We start from the raw sequence: 14,576 nt of genomic DNA, 5'->3' as shown, positions 1-14,576 counted from the left end.
TGCGCTAGATCCGTTCCGCGACCCAGCCCTGCACCGACTGCAGCGCGGCCGGCAGGCCTGCCGCATCGGTGCCGCCGGCCATGGCCATGTCGGGCTTGCCGCCGCCCTTGCCGCCGACCTGCTGGGCGACGAAGTTGACCAGCTCGCCCGCTTTCACCTTGCCCATGGTGTCGGCCGTGACGCCGGCGGCGATCTGCACCTTGCCGCCGTCGACGGCCGCCAGCACGATGGCCGCGGTCTTGAGCTTGTCCTTGAGCTTGTCCATGGTCTCGCGCAGCGTCTTGGCATCGGCGCCGTCGAGCTTGGCGGCGAGCACCTTGATGCCGCCCACGTCCACCGCCTGCGCGAGCAGTTCGTCGCCCTTGGACGAAGCGAGCTTGCCCTTGAGCGCGCCGACCTCGCGCTCCAGCGCGCGCACCTGATCGAGCACCTGCGTGAGGCGCGGCTGCAGCTCCGAGGCCGGCGTCTTCAGCGTGGCGGCCACGCTGTTCACCGTCGCCTCGAGCTCCTGCAGATAGGCCAGCGCATTGGCGCCGGTCAGCGCCTCGATGCGGCGCACGCCGGCGGCCACGCCGCCTTCGCTCACGATCTTGAACAGGCCGATGTCGCCGGTGCGCGCGACGTGCGTGCCGCCGCACAGCTCGCGGCTGGAACCGATGTCGAGCACGCGCACGGTGTCGCCGTACTTCTCGCCGAACAGCATCACGGCGCCGGTCTGCTGGGCCGACTCCATGTCCATCAGGCGCGCCTGGGTCGCCTGGTTGGCCAGGATCTCGGCGTTCACGCGCTTCTCGATCTCGAGGATCTGCGCTGCGCTGACGGGCGCGTTGTGCGCGAAGTCGAAGCGCGTCTTGTCGGCATCGACCAGCGAGCCCTTCTGCTGCACGTGCGTGCCCAGCACCTCACGCAGCGCCTTGTGCATCAGGTGGGTGACGCTGTGGTTGCGCATGGTGGCGGCGCGCAGCATCGTGTCGACGCGCGCGGTGACGGCATCGCCCACCTTCAACGTGCCCTGCGTCTGCGTGCCATGGTGGCCGAACACGTCGGCCTTGATCTTCTGCGTGTCGTCGACGCCGAACTGCACGCCTTCGGCCACCAGCACGCCCTGGTCGCCGACCTGGCCGCCGCTCTCGGCATAGAAGGGCGTGGTGTCGAGCACCACGATGCCGGGCTGGCCTTCTTTCAGTTCCTGCACCGGCGCGCCTTCGTAGTAGAGGGCCACGACCTTGGCCTCTTCTTCGAGGTGCTCGTAGCCGGTGAAGGTATTGGCCCCGCCGCTGTACTCGACGGCGCGGTCCATCTTGAACTTGCCGGCGGCGCGGCCGGCGGCCTTCTGCTTTTCCATCGCCGCGTTGAAGCCGGCCGCATCGACCTCGACGCCGCGCTCGCGGCACACGTCGGCCGAGAGGTCGAGCGGAAAGCCGTAGGTGTCGTGCAGCTTGAAGGCCACTTCGCCCGGCAGCACCTTGGCGCCATCGGCCAGGGCCGCGTCGAGGATTTCCATGCCGTTGGCCAGCGTCTCGAAGAAGCGTTCTTCCTCGGCCTTCAGCGTCTCCGTAATGCGCTTCTCGTCGGCCACGAGCTTCGGATAGGCGTCGCCCATCAGCGCCACGAGGTCGGGCACCAGCTTGTGGAAGAAGGGCTTCTTCTGGCCCAGCTTGTAGCCGTGGCGGATCGCGCGGCGCACGATGCGGCGCTGCACGTAGCCGCGGCCCTCGTTGCTGGGGATCACGCCGTCGGCCACCAGGAAGGCGGTGGCGCGGATGTGGTCGGCGATCACGCGCAGGCTCTTGTTGTCGAGGTCTTTCTCGCCGGTTTCGCGCGAGGCAGCCTTGATCAGCGCAGCGAAGATGTCGATCTCGTAGTTGCTGTGCACGTGCTGCAGGATCGCGGCCAGGCGCTCCAGGCCCATGCCGGTGTCGACGCAGGGCGCGGGCAGCGGCTTCACGCTGCCGTCGGGCTGCATGTCGAACTGCATGAACACGTTGTTCCAGATCTCGATGTAGCGGTCGCCGTCTTCATCGGGCGAGCCGGGCGGGCCGCCGGCGATCTCGGGGCCGTGGTCGTAGAAGATTTCCGAGCACGGGCCGCAGGGGCCGGTGTCGGCCATCATCCAGAAGTTGTCGGACATGTAGCGACCGCCCTTGTTGTCGCCGATGCGCACCACGCGCTCGGGGGGCAGGCCGATTTCCTTGGTCCAGATGTCGTAGGCCTCGTCGTCCTCGATGTAGACGGTGGCCCAGAGCTTCTCGGCCGGCAGCTTGTAGACCTGGGTCAGCAGCTCGAAGGCCCAGGTGAGCGACTCGCGCTTGAAGTAGTCGCCGAAGCTCCAGTTGCCCAGCATCTCGAAGAAGGTGTGGTGGCGCGCGGTGTAGCCGACGTTCTCGAGGTCGTTGTGCTTGCCGCCGGCGCGCAGGCAGGCCTGCACCGAGGCCGCGCGCACGTAGGGGCGCTTGTCGGTGCCGAGGAACACGTCCTTGAACTGCACCATGCCCGAGTTGGTGAACATCAGCGTCGGGTCGTTGCCGGGCACCAGCGAACTCGACGGCACCACGGTATGGCCCTTGGAGGCGAAGAAATCGAGGAAGGACTTGCGGATGTCCGCAACGCTGAAGGTGGGCTGGCTCATCTTGGACTGGACTTCTGAGAGAGGCGGCCGAGCGGGCAGCCCCTGCATCGAACCCACCTAACTGCTTGATTTGCTTGAACATTCGATTATAGGTTTGGCCCCCTGCCCCGACCGCCCCTGTTGGTATGGCGAAGACCTATGCTCGGTCCCATGAACGACCGCCTGCTGGCCGACGCCGTGCTGGTGCTGCACGGCCTTTTCATCCTGTTCGTGGTGGCGGGCGGCCTGCTCGTGTGGCGCTGGCCGCGGCTCGCCTGGCTGCACCTGCCGGCGGTGCTGTGGGGCGCATGGGTGGCATGGACCGGAGGGTACTGCCCGCTGACGCCGCTCGAGAACGAACTGCGGCTCGCGGCCGGCCAGGCCGGCTACAGCGGCGGCTTCATCGACCATTACCTGCTCGGCGCGATCTATCCCGAAGGCCTCACCCGCGGCGCGCAGATCGCGTCGGGCACATTCGTCGCCGTGCTCAATTTTGGGGTGTATGGGCTGCTTCTTCGCAGGTGGCGCGCGAAGCGAAGCTGATGCCAAGCCGCTGGCAAATTGAAAACAAAAGGAGTACTCTTTCGCCGAACAGCTCGGCGCCGGCGCGTCACGCGCACGGCAGGATCGGTTGGCCTGAGGAGGTCATCATGCTCGGTGAATTCGTCACAAGAGAACAGGCCGCCACCCTTGCAGCACGAGCGCGGCGACAGCAGGAACACCTGCTCGAGTTCGAGCCCGACGTGGTGCGCAGTTCATACAACCTGCGGCCGTTCCTGATCCATCACCATCTCTGCGAACACCCCAGCTTCTCGCTGGACGCATTGTTCGCGCTCTGCCGGCGATTGCCGCGCGGGCAGGTGCAGTACCGCGTCGGCGCCATTCCCGGCGATGCGAATTTCGACTCCTCCTACGAGCGCTACCGCGAGGGCCTGCGCTTCGACGACGTGCTGGAGCAATTCGAAGAACGCAAGGCCTACATCTGCATCTACAACCCGGAGCGCGATGCGGGCTACCGGCCGGTGCTGGAGGACCTGCTGGCCGAGATCGCCGCGGCCATCGAAGACATCGATCCGGTGATCACCTGGTACTCGACCTACGTCTTCATCTCGACGCGCGACGCGGTCACGCCCTACCACATGGACCGCGAGATGAACTTCCTGCTGCAGGTGCGCGGCGAGAAGGAAGTGATGCTCTGGAATCCGCGCGACGACGAGATCATGAGCGCCGCCGAGAAGGACCGCCTGCTCGCGGCTTTCGAGAGCCAGCGCCCGAGCTACAAGCCCTCCTTCGAAGCCAAGGCGATGCGCTACGAACTGCGGCCCGGCTTCGGCGTGCACCATCCCTTCATCGCGCCCCACCGCGTCCATACCGGCCCCGACCTGTCCGTCTCGCTCGCCTTCACCTTCCGCACGCAGAAGTCCGACCTGCGGACCAGCGCGCATGCCTTCAACCACGTGCTGCGCCGCTGCGGCTGGTCGCCGGCGGAGGTCGGGGCCGAGCATCCGTACGCCGATCGCGCCAAGGCGGCGGCAGCGCACGCGATGGACGTGCCGCTCGAGTTGCTGCGCAAGCACCGGCACGCGCGTTCGGCCGCCGCGCACTGACGAAGGCGCAACGCGCTCAAGGCGCCGGCTCGATGTTCAGGTTCATGCGGAACAGGTTGCCCGGATCGAATTGCCGCTTCACGGCCTGCAGGCGCGGGTAGTTCGCGCCGTAGCTGCCCGCGACGCGCTCGGCCTCGTCCTCCGTCAGGAAATTGACGTAGCCGCCGCCGGTGGCGTGCGGCACGGCATCCTGGAAGACCTGCCGCGCCCATGCGCGCACCCGCTCGTCGTCGCCTGCATCGGACCAGCGGCCATGCACGTTCATGATGTAGCGCGCATCGCGCCCGACGAAAGCCGTTTCATCCGGCTTCACGCGCGCCATCGCGCCGCCGAGCTGGGCGATGAAGATCTCGCACTCCGGTCCCGGCAGCCGGCCGACGGAAGCGATCACGAGGTCGAGCGCCGCATCGCTCAGCGTACTGAAGTTGTTCGACTTCCAGTAGTTGCGGCTGCCCGGCGTGAGCAGCGGATCGAAGGCCGACTGGAAGCCGACATAGGGCGTCGGCCCCAGCGCAGTCCCGAGCGGATCGCCGAACTGCAGCACCGGCGCGGCGGCGCGCTCGCCGGCTTCGACATCGCCGCTATAGACGAGCGGCAAGATCACCACCTCCGTGCCGTGGACCGATTCGGGAAGGAAGGGCAGCGGGGGCGCCTTGCGCATCACCGTCCACACGCTCAGCTCGTCGGGCGCGCCGGCGGTGAAGTCGCGCCACGCGCGCAGGACCTGCTGCGCCTGCGCAAACGGATAGACCACCAGGCCCGAGTACACCTCGGGGCCGACCTCATGCAGCTGGAACTCGAACGAGGTCGCCACGCCGAAGTTGCCGCCGCCGCCGCGCAAGGCCCAGAACAGCTCGGGTTCCGAGGTGGGCGAGGCGACGCGCTCGGTGCCGTCGGCGATCACGACGGTGGCGCGCAACAGGTTGTCGATGGTCAGGCCATGGCGGCGCGTCAGCCAGCCGAAGCCGCCGCCGAGCGTGAGCCCGGCCACGCCGGTGGTGGAATTGATGCCGAGCGGCGTGGCCAGGCCGTGGGCCTGCGCCTCGCGATCGAAGTCGCCGAGCAGCGCGCCCGCGGCGACGCGCGCGGTGCGCTTCGCGGCATCGATCACGACCGTGCGCATGCCCGACAGGTCGATCATCAGCCCGCCCTCCGCGACCGCATTGCCCGCGATGTGATGGCCACCGCCGCGCACGCTGAGCAGCATCTTGTGCGCCGCGGCGAAACGCACGGCGGCCTGGACATCGCTGTCTTTCATGCACCGCGCGATCAGCGCCGGTCGGCGGTCGACCGTGCCGTTCCAAACCTTGCGCGCTTCGTCGTAGGCGGCATCGGCAGCGCCGAACACCCCGCCGCTGATCTGCGCCGCGAAAGCGGCGACGTCGGACTGCTGGAGTTGCCGGACGTCCTTGTCCAGCGTCTGGTAGGTCAGAGAGGTCATGGGGTGCTCCCGGAGTGAACGCGTTGAAGAGCCGGAGGCTCATTCTTGCGATCTGGCCGCTCCCGCACCTGACCCGGCGTCCTTGAAATCTATCCGTGCGTCCGGACGGTGGCGGGCTGGGGCGCTCTCGGATCAAATGAGATTACTTTCTTGTAATGAGACTGAAATCTCATTACGATGCTGGCACTTCAACCCGCAAGGACACTCACCATGGCACTGACCCGCAGCGAAATGGATCGCAAGCTCGACGAGCATTTCAATTTCGAAGCCCAGGACAACGTGGAGGGTGTGCTGGCCACGCTCACCGCCGACGTCGAGCACGACGTGGTCGGCTGGCCCAGCGGCCCCAGCCGCAGCCGCGAAGGCGCGCGCCCGTTCTACGAGACGCTGTTCGCCGACCTGTCCGAAGGCAAGGTCGAATCCAGGCGCCGCCTCTACGGCGACAACTTCATGGTCGACGATTCGCTATGGAGCGGCCGGGCGCCGGGCCACCCCTTCGGCATGGACGGCCGCGACCGTCCGCTGGCCTTCCGCCTGCTGCACGTGATCGAGTTCGCCGACAACGGCGACATCCGCCGGGAGAACGTCTGGGTCGACCTGGGCGCCATCCTGCAGCAGTTGCCCCAGGTGGGCTGAGCATGGCGGGAAACGAAGGCCGCCCGCAGCAGAAGCAGCGCACCCGCAAGGCCCTGCTGCAGGCCGCATCGCAACTGACGAAACAGGGACGCCGGCCGACGCTCGAGGAGATCGCCGAAGAGGCGCTGGTTTCGCGCGCCACTGCCTACCGCTATTTTCCGAACGTCGAAGCGCTGCATCTGGAGGCATCGATCGACATCGAGACGCCGCAGGCGGAGGATGCGCTGCGCGGCGCGCCGGCGGACGACGTGGTCGCCCGTCTCGAACACGTGGACGACGCGCTGCACACGATGATCGCGGCCAACGAGGCGCCGCTGCGAATGATGCTGGCGCAGTCGCTGGAGCGAAGCGCCCGCGGCGAAACCGACGCGCAGCTGCCGGCACGCCAGAACCGCCGCACGCCGCTGCTCGAAGCCGCGCTCGCGCCGGCGAACGGCTCCATCAAGCCGGCGGCGCTGAAGAACCTCAAGCACGCGCTCGCACTGGTGATCGGTCCCGAGGCCATGGTGGTCTTCAAGGATGTGCTTCGACTCGACGACGCCGAGGCGCGCAAGGTCAGGCGCTGGGCGATCCGGGCGCTGGTCGCGGCTGCGGCGCAGCCTGGTCAGGCGCCGGCCAGGCCGGTTCAGCGCAAGCCGAAGGAAACGATTCTTCCCCGCCGATCACGCCCAAGGAGTTCTCCATGACAGCGCACCCGAAATTCGTTGCCGCCGCATTCGCCCTTCTCGCCTGCGCCGGCACCTTGGCCGGGCCGGCGGAAGCCGGCAAGGACCAACTGCGCCGCGGCCGCTACCTGATACAGGTCGCCGGTTGCAACGATTGCCACACGCCGAACTACGGACCCAGCAACGGCCAGGTCGACGAGAAGCTCTGGCTCACGGGCGATTCCTTGGGCTGGGCGGGTCCCTGGGGCACGACCTATGCCACCAACCTGCGCCTGATGATGGCCAGCATGAGCGAGCAGCAGTGGATCCACCATGCGCGCAACATGCGGCCGCGGCCACCCATGCCCTGGTTCAATGTCCGCGCCATGAGCGATGCCGACCTGAAGGCCATCTATGCATTCACCCGCTCGCTAGGCCCCGGCGGTTCGCCGGCACCCGCCTATGTGCCGCCCGGCAAGAGGGCTGCGGGGCCGGTGGTGCAGTTCCCGGAGTGACGCAGCGCGTGCCACGCTGAGCGCTCAGGCGGCAGCGACCGCAGTAGAATCCGCGCCTGCTGCGGGTGTAGTTCAATGGCAGAACGGCAGCTTCCCAAGCTTCATACGAGGGTTCGATTCCCTTCACCCGCTCCAAACCCCGACCATTGCGCATCACGGCCCCTCTCGCAGGGGCCGTTTTCATTGCGCTGGTGGTATCGATCGTCACGGCCCGGAGTCGGCCTTCATGCGTTGCTTCGAGGACGTATTCGCACCATCGATGCATCCCATTCACCCAAAGCGTTTTACTCCCGAAGCGCTCATCCCTAACCTCTGCCGACCTCCAATCCGCCCCCATTGAAGGGACGGACAGAGGTCTGCAGACGCGTGCCTGGCGCTCCAGCGTTCGTCGATCTGCCGGTACAGAACGACAGAACGGAACGCGAGACATGCCCAAACTCCTCTTGTTGATCAGCGCCAACACCACCAGGCAGATCAAACTGCGCAAGCCGGAAACCAGCATCGGGCGGGCCTCGGGCAACGACATCGTCATCAGGCATGAAAGAGTCAGCCGTCTCCATGCCGCGCTGGTCCTCGACGGTCCATTCGTGACGATCAAGGATCTGGCCAGCAGCAACGGCGTCTACGTGAACGACGTCAAGGTGGAGACGCAGCATCTTGTCGATGGCGACAGTATCTCCATCGGCGGCTGCAGAATGCGCTTCCTGGCCGGCAATCAGGACTACACGGCCGTCGAGGCCTTGCGGCTGCTGACGATCCCGGGGCTTCCGCTCGAACTGGCATCTCAGCGCGTCTCTCCCACATGGGCTGACGCATTGCGCGGCGCGGCCGCCTGACCCGCTCGATCTCGGCACTCCTCGAAGGGTCATCCGCCAAGCCGCCCTCGCGCCGCCTCCTACAATGGGTCGCATGCGCTTCCCGGCCACCACCCTCCTCGTCACTGACTGCCCCGCTGCAGCCCCCGCCGCCCTCGCGGCAGGCCGGCGCACGCACGCAGCCGACGGCAAGGCGACCCGGCCCGCTGAGCGCACGCCAGCCGCACTTTCCCCCGCCCGGCGATCGCCCTTCCCTCTTCTCGTTTAGCGCAACCATCGATCGCCGGGCTTAAGCCCCGCGCGACAGCGACCCTTTGCGGCTCGCATTCGATTGGAGTGCTTCATGTCATCGACGACCACCCTTCGCGGCGAGCGCACGCTCACCGAACTCGATCACCTTCGTCTCAGCAAGCTGCTCGACGAAAAATCCCACCCGGGGCTCGAAGCTCTCCTCGATGCCGCCGAACTGCTGCGCTCGCGCGAAGTGCCGGCGGATGTCGTCACGATGTATTCGCAAGTGACCATCGCGGATGTGCCCTCGGGCCGGCGCCACAAGCTGACCCTCTGCTACCCCAAGGATGCCAACCCCGGCGCCGGCCTCGTCTCGGTGCTCTCGCCGGTCGGCATGAGCCTGATCGGCTTGCGGCTCGGCGCGGTGGCGAGCTGGACTTTGCCGAGCGGCGAGGAAGGCCGCGCCGAGGTGGTCGAGATCCTGTTCCAGCCCGAGGCCAGCGGCGACTACACGACCTGAGAGCCCGCGCAAACACCCTCAGTCGTCGACGCCGGCCAGCAGATCCTGCGACTCGTCGTCGAAGCCCGGCACCGGTTGCGCCTTGGCCAGGGCCATCCAGAGGCTGAAGGGCATGCGCGGCAGCGCGCGGTGCACGGCCGAGCGCGCCACGACCAGCCGGCCCTCTTGCGCGATCAGCACGCCGCATTCGGCCGGAATCTCGTCGGGCTCGCCGATGGGCCGGCCCTTCGCATCGCAGCCCAACACGTACCAGCACTCGCCGCCGAGGTCGAGGTAGGCAGCGCGCTTGTCAGGCTTGCGCAGGTCGCTCAGCAGGTCGGCGCGATTGACCTTGACTTCGTGGACGATCGGTTGCGCATAGGCCTCGACGCTGGTGTTGCGGATCGAGAAGACGTCCGGCCGCGCGATGCACCAGCGCGGCTTGTCGCCCTCGCTCGCGGCCGGCAGCCGCGCCCGCAGGCTTAAGGCCCGCCAGGCCACGCGGCCGGCGCGCGTCATCTCGCGCGCGACCTGCTCGACCAGCGCCTCGTGCTTGGAGAGCACCGCGCGGTTGACGACCAGCGTGCGCGCAATGTGCGCGATGCCGGCATCGGTGACGCGCAGCGTTTCGTGGCCCGGCGCCGAGCGCACGCGTTCCAGCAGGCCGGCGGCCAGCAGGTCGACCTCGATGGCGTCGCAGCAAGGCCAGCCGGCCGAGCGATAGACCTCGCGCAGGCGGCGCGCATGCGGGCGCCCCAGCGCCGCCGCGCCGGGCGGCGGATCGGCCACCGGCGGCGGCGCGCCCGGCTCGGTCATCGGCGGATCAACCGCCGGCGGGTCGCCCTCGGGCGGCGGCGGTGGCGGTTGCGCGGGCGTTGGCGGGATCGGCAGATCGGGCGCGGGCGGCGGCGGCCCGATGGGTGCGTTGACGTCGATGCCCTGCGAGGCGAGTGCTGCTGTCATCGCGCAAGGTTAGCGAAAAGCAGCGGCCGAGGCGAGTGCGGGCGCGGCTACGGGCGCTGGCCCGCAGACCCGGACATGACCACCACCACCTGCGCCTGCGTCTTCCCGACCGAGAGATAGACATGCCCCACGCTGCTGTCGAAGTAGACCGACTCGTTGCGCCGCACCAGCACCGACTCGCCGGTCTCGAAGCGGATGCGCACGGCGCCGGACAAGACCATGCAGAACTCGTGGCCGGGATGCCGGATGAAATCGGCGAACTCGTTTTCGTGGCGCGCCAGGATGCGGCCGTGCATCGGCTCCATGGTCTTCGCCGGATAGTCGGTGCACAGCATCCGGTATTCGTACTGGTCGCTGGCATAGCTCGGCGAACTGTCGAGCGCCGAATGAACGAAGGTCGGCGCCGCCTTGCCCATGCGGCGCGCGGCCGGATCGAACAGGCGCGAGATATCGACGTTCAGCGCCCGCGCGACAGCGGCGAATTTCTCGTAGCTGATGGAGATCTGCCCGAGCTCCATCTTCGAAAGCGTGGACAAGGCCACGCCCGAACGAGCGGACAACTCCTTCAGCGTGAGCTTGGCGGCCTTGCGGATCGAACGCAGCCGCTCGCCCATGACATCGCGTCCTATCGATTCGACGGGCGCGGCGGCCGATCTGGTGCGGCGCGATTTCTTCGCGGGTGGCGTGGGCGGAGGACGCAAGGGACGGACCATGGGGCGGCGCATTATGGCGCACGGGGCGCGGCTTGACCGTACCTGTGCCCCGGAACGATAATTCTCGTAAATGAGAATTCAGATTCCATGAGCACGCCGCCTTCCTTCGACTTCGCAGTGATCGGCGCCGGCATCGCCGGCGCATCGCTCGCATTCCATTTGGCCGGGCGCTCCAGTGTGATCGTGCTGGAGCGCGAGTCCCAGCCCGGCTATCACTCGACCGGCCGCTCCGCCGCGATGTTCATGGAAAGCTACGGCACGCCGGCCATCCGGGCGCTGACGCGCGCGAGCCGCGCGTTCTACGAGCAACCACCCGAAGGCTTCGCCGCGCATCCGCTGCTCACGCCGCGCGGCGCGCTCTACATCGCCAGCGAGGCCCAGTTGCAGGAGCTGCAGGCGACTTTCGAGGCGCTGTCGCGCAACGCTGCGAACGTCCGCCTCGTCACCGGCGAGGAGGCCGTTTCCATGGTGCCGGTGCTGCGCGCCGATCGCGTGCATGCGGCCATCTTCGAGCAGGATGCACAGGACATCGACGTCCATGCACTCCATCAGGGCTACCTCAAGGGCATGCGGGCCCGCGGCGGCACGCTGCGCTGCAACGCGGAGCTCGCGGCGGCGGTGCGTACCGAGGGCTTCTGGCAGCTGAGCCTGGCCGACGGCCAGCAGGTGCAAGCGCGTACCCTGGTCAACGCCGCAGGTGCGTGGGCCGACCAGATCGCGGACCTGTGCAAGGCCGCGCGCGTCGGGCTCGAACCGCGGCGGCGCAGCGCCTTCACCTTCGCGGCACCCGAGGGCCTCGACTGCACGGCATGGCCGGCGGTCGTCGGCATCGACGAAAGCTTCTACTTCAAGCCGGATGCCGGCCAGCTGCTGGGTTCCCCGGCCAATGCCGACCCGGTCGTGCCGCACGACGTGGTGCCCGAGGAACTGGACGTGGCCCTGGGCATCCACCACATCGAGAGCGCCACCACCTTGTCGATCCGTCGCCCGAGCCATGCGTGGGCCGGACTGCGTTCCTTCGTGCCGGACGGCGACTTCGTGCTCGGCTGGGAAGAGAGCTGCGAAGGATTCTTCTGGCTTGCCGGCCAGGGCGGCTATGGCATCCAGACGGCGGCGGGCGCGTCGGAGCTTGCAGCAGCCTTGCTGCACCACGAGGCGCCGCCGGCGCACCTGCTCGCCCATGGCGTGGATCCCCTTGCATTCCGGCCGGGGCGACTGCGTTGACTCCGGCGCCGCAGGGGTTTCTACTGGCACGATTCATGCAGGTTTTCGGCTTTGCTCGGATATGAGAATTCTCGTTAAAGAGAATTTTCGAACCACCACCGAAAGGACTTTCATGCAACTTCGCATCAGCGCCCTTCTTCATGCCGCAGCATGGGCCTGCGCATCCCTCGCGATCACGCTGTCCGCCCATGCCGCCGGCTATCCGGAAAAGCCGGTGCAGATCATCGTTCCGTTCCCACCGGGCGGTGCGGGCGACGTGATGGGACGCCTGCTGTCGCGGCAACTCGAGGCACGGCTCGGGCAGCCGGTGATCGTCGACAACAAGCCCGGCGCGGGCACCGCCATCGGCGCACAGTTCGTGGCGAATGCCAAGCCCGACGGCTACACGCTGCTCTTGAGCTCCAATTCCACCTACACCCTCAATCCGGCCATCCAGCCCAAGTTGTCCTACGACCCGATCAAGGCCTTCGAGCCGCTGGGCATGGTGGCCAACCTGGCGCTGGTCCTGGTGGCCCATCCGACGGTGCAGGCGAGCAGCGTGCAACAGCTCGTTGCAGCCGCCAAGGCCGAGCCCGACAAGTACATGTACGGCTCCTTCGGCAACGGCACCGTGTCCCACTTCGCCGGAGAGATGTTCAAGTCGGCGGCCGGCGTCAAGCTCACGCACGTGCCCTACCGCGGCAGTGCGCCGGCGATGACCGACCTGGTCGGCGGACAGATCCCGCTGGCCTTCGACAGCGTGGTGGCCGCGGTGCCGCACATCAAGACCGGCAAGATCAAGCCCCTGGCGGTCACCACTGCCGCGCGCTCGGCACTGCTGCCCGATGTACCGACCGTGGCCGAGAGCGGCTACCCCGGCTACCAGATGAGTTCCTGGATCGTGCTGGTCGCGCCGCGCGGCTTGCCGCCGGAGGTCAAGCAGAAGCTCGAGCAGGCCCTGGCCGCCGCCATGGAGGACGCCGAGATGCGCGAAAAGCTCAAGGGCGTGGGCTTCGAGCCCGCCTATGCGCCCATCAAGGACTGGAGCGGCATGGTCGGCAAGGACATCACCCGGCTGCGCAAGATCGCGGAACAATCGCAGATCAAACCCGACTGACCTTTTTCCCTTTGGGCCTCGCACATCCATGTCATCCGGCAACACCCTTCCAGACCAGTCCGCCGTCGAACTGCGCCGCATGATCGGCAGCCGCGAGGTCTCGCCCGTCGAGGTGCTGGAGTCCAGCATCGCGCGCATCGAGGCGCTGAACCCGGCCGTCAACGCGCTCACCGCCACCTGCTTCGAGCGCGCGCGCGAAGAGGCCGTCCGCGCCGAGGCGCAGGTGCTGCGCGGCGAAGCGCTCGGCAGCCTGCACGGCCTGCCCATCGGCATCAAGGACCTGGAAGACACCGCCGGCCTGCTGACGACCTACGGCTCGCCGCGCTTCCGCGGCCAGGTGCCCGCGCGCGACCACGCACTCGTCGCGCGCTTGCGCGCCGCGGGTGCCATCGTGGTCGGCAAGACCAACGTGCCGGAAATGGGCGCCGGCGCCAACACGCGCAATCCGGTCTGGGGCGCCACCGGCAATCCCTTCGATCCGATGCGCAATGCGGGCGGTTCGTCGGGCGGCTCGGCCGCTGCGCTCGCCACCGGCATGCTGCCGCTGGCAACCGGCTCCGACACCGGCGGGTCGCTGCGCATTCCCGCGGCACTGTGCGGGGTGGTCGGCTTCCGTCCCTCGCCGGGGCTGGTGCCGGTGGAACGCAGGCAGCTCGGCTGGACGCCGATCTCGGTGATCGGGCCGATGGGGCGTACCGTGGCCGACACCTGCCTGCAGTTCGGCGCCCAGGTCGGGCAGCATACCTGCGACCCGCTCACCTATGCGGTGGACGGCCGCACGTTCACGCAGCTCGCACCTGCGGACCTCGCTTCGCTGCGCGTCGGCTACACCGAAGACTTCGGCGTCTGCCCGGTAGACGACGGCATCCGCACGCTGTTCCGCCAGCGCATCGCAGCGATCCGCCACCTGTTCCGAAGCGTCGACGCGGTGCGGCCCGACATGGGCGAAGCCGACCGCTGTTTCGACGTGGTCCGTGCCGCGAGCTTCGTCGCGGCATTCCGCGAGTCCTACGAAACCGACCCGGACTCGCTCGGGCCCAACGTGCGCGCCAACTACGAGATGGGCGCGAACATGACGATGGCAGACGCCACCTGGGCGCACCTGGAGCAGACGCGCATCTTCCGATCGTTCCAGGCGCTCTACGAGGACTTCGATCTCATCCTGTCGCCGACCACGCCGGTGTCGCCCTTCGCCTGGACGCTGCCCTACCTCGATCAGATCAACGGCCAGCCGCTGCGCAACTACTACCACTGGCTGGGCCTGACCTACGTCGTGACGCTGGCCACCAACCCGGCGCTCGCCCTGCCCTGCGGCGTGGACGCGGCCGGCATGCCCTTTGGCCTTCAACTGGTGGGCCGCTTCCGCGGCGATGCCGAACTGCTGTCGGTGGCGCATGCGATGGAAGCCGCGTTCGCGCGCATGCCCGAAACGCAGCGGCCGCAGCCGGATCTCGCTCGCCTCGCGAAGCCCGTGCCCGAGCTCAAATCGATCGTGACGCACCCGCCGATCCTCGACGCCGCCATGCCTCCCGCGGCAACCGGGGGCCATGCGGCGGTTTAGGGCCTCTTCAGGCCGCCGCAGGC

14 protein-coding genes and 1 tRNA gene are annotated in these 14,576 nt (G+C 67.9%); 11 read left to right on the top strand and 4 right to left on the bottom strand.

Features of this window, described 5'->3' with window-relative positions:
- Positions 1-4: 4 nt before the first annotated feature.
- Complete coding sequence (alaS, locus tag ACSQ86_RS11660) at positions 5-2,629, bottom strand: alanine--tRNA ligase (RefSeq protein WP_436308885.1); 2,625 nt, start codon at positions 2,627-2,629, stop codon at positions 5-7.
- Between the two features lie 150 nt (positions 2,630-2,779).
- Between alaS and ACSQ86_RS11655 the strand changes: the two genes are divergently transcribed.
- Entirely contained in the window at positions 2,780-3,151 is a 372-nt protein-coding gene (locus tag ACSQ86_RS11655) for a DUF2784 domain-containing protein (RefSeq protein ID WP_436303748.1), read from the top strand.
- A 107-nt stretch (positions 3,152-3,258) separates the two neighbouring features.
- Entirely contained in the window at positions 3,259-4,215 is a 957-nt protein-coding gene (locus ACSQ86_RS11650) for a cupin-like domain-containing protein (RefSeq protein ID WP_436308884.1), read from the top strand.
- Between the two features lie 16 nt (positions 4,216-4,231).
- Here ACSQ86_RS11650 and ACSQ86_RS11645 read toward each other — a convergent pair whose 3' ends face one another.
- Positions 4,232-5,656 (bottom strand): FAD-binding oxidoreductase, encoded by a 1,425-nt coding sequence (locus tag ACSQ86_RS11645; RefSeq protein ID WP_436308883.1) that lies wholly within the window; start codon positions 5,654-5,656, stop codon positions 4,232-4,234.
- Between the two features lie 210 nt (positions 5,657-5,866).
- On the opposite strand from ACSQ86_RS11645, the gene ACSQ86_RS11640 reads away from it, so the two are divergent.
- The 6 genes from ACSQ86_RS11640 to ACSQ86_RS11615 all read left to right on the top strand — a co-directional run bounded on the left by ACSQ86_RS11640 (position 5,867) and on the right by ACSQ86_RS11615 (position 9,017).
- Complete coding sequence (locus tag ACSQ86_RS11640) at positions 5,867-6,292, top strand: ester cyclase (RefSeq protein WP_093109274.1); 426 nt, start codon at positions 5,867-5,869, stop codon at positions 6,290-6,292.
- 2 nt (positions 6,293-6,294) lie between these two features.
- Positions 6,295-6,978 carry a TetR/AcrR family transcriptional regulator gene (locus ACSQ86_RS11635; RefSeq protein ID WP_436303746.1) on the top strand — a complete coding sequence of 228 codons (684 nt, stop codon included), beginning with the start codon at positions 6,295-6,297 and terminating at the stop codon, positions 6,976-6,978.
- Positions 6,975-7,451: a c-type cytochrome gene (locus tag ACSQ86_RS11630; protein WP_436303745.1), complete on the top strand. Its 477-nt coding sequence runs from the start codon at positions 6,975-6,977 to the stop codon at positions 7,449-7,451. The genes ACSQ86_RS11635 and ACSQ86_RS11630 overlap by 4 nt, the downstream gene beginning before the upstream one ends.
- A gap of 61 nt (positions 7,452-7,512) precedes the next feature.
- Positions 7,513-7,586, top strand: a tRNA-Gly gene (locus ACSQ86_RS11625).
- A gap of 293 nt (positions 7,587-7,879) precedes the next feature.
- Positions 7,880-8,287: an FHA domain-containing protein gene (locus ACSQ86_RS11620; RefSeq protein ID WP_436308882.1), complete on the top strand. Its 408-nt coding sequence runs from the start codon at positions 7,880-7,882 to the stop codon at positions 8,285-8,287.
- Positions 8,288-8,609: 322 nt separating this feature from the next.
- Positions 8,610-9,017 (top strand): GreA/GreB family elongation factor, encoded by a 408-nt coding sequence (locus ACSQ86_RS11615; protein WP_093109278.1) that lies wholly within the window; start codon positions 8,610-8,612, stop codon positions 9,015-9,017.
- 18 nt (positions 9,018-9,035) lie between these two features.
- On the opposite strand, the gene ACSQ86_RS11610 is transcribed toward ACSQ86_RS11615, so the two are convergent.
- Both ACSQ86_RS11610 and ACSQ86_RS11605 read right to left on the bottom strand, forming a co-directional pair.
- On the bottom strand, positions 9,036-9,959 hold the full coding sequence (locus tag ACSQ86_RS11610) for a hypothetical protein (protein ID WP_436308881.1): 924 nt from the start codon (positions 9,957-9,959) through the stop codon (positions 9,036-9,038).
- 47 nt (positions 9,960-10,006) lie between these two features.
- Complete coding sequence (locus ACSQ86_RS11605) at positions 10,007-10,573, bottom strand: helix-turn-helix domain-containing protein (protein WP_436303742.1); 567 nt, start codon at positions 10,571-10,573, stop codon at positions 10,007-10,009.
- Positions 10,574-10,759: 186 nt separating this feature from the next.
- On the opposite strand from ACSQ86_RS11605, the gene ACSQ86_RS11600 reads away from it, so the two are divergent.
- From ACSQ86_RS11600 to ACSQ86_RS11590, 3 genes are all read left to right on the top strand, one after another.
- On the top strand, positions 10,760-11,896 hold the full coding sequence (locus ACSQ86_RS11600; protein ID WP_436308880.1) for an NAD(P)/FAD-dependent oxidoreductase: 1,137 nt from the start codon (positions 10,760-10,762) through the stop codon (positions 11,894-11,896).
- Positions 11,897-12,008: 112 nt separating this feature from the next.
- Positions 12,009-12,992 carry a Bug family tripartite tricarboxylate transporter substrate binding protein gene (locus tag ACSQ86_RS11595; RefSeq protein WP_436303740.1) on the top strand — a complete coding sequence of 328 codons (984 nt, stop codon included), beginning with the start codon at positions 12,009-12,011 and terminating at the stop codon, positions 12,990-12,992.
- Positions 12,993-13,020: 28 nt separating this feature from the next.
- Positions 13,021-14,553 carry an amidase gene (locus ACSQ86_RS11590; RefSeq protein ID WP_436308879.1) on the top strand — a complete coding sequence of 511 codons (1,533 nt, stop codon included), beginning with the start codon at positions 13,021-13,023 and terminating at the stop codon, positions 14,551-14,553.
- The last annotated feature ends 23 nt before the right edge of the window (positions 14,554-14,576 follow it).

It is taken from the genome of Variovorax sp. LjRoot130 (assembly GCF_964253755.1).
In the GTDB taxonomy this organism is placed as follows: domain Bacteria; phylum Pseudomonadota; class Gammaproteobacteria; order Burkholderiales; family Burkholderiaceae_C; genus Variovorax.
The sequence above is the reverse complement of the archived record's forward strand: the minus strand, read 5'-3'. Positions and strand labels throughout refer to the sequence as shown.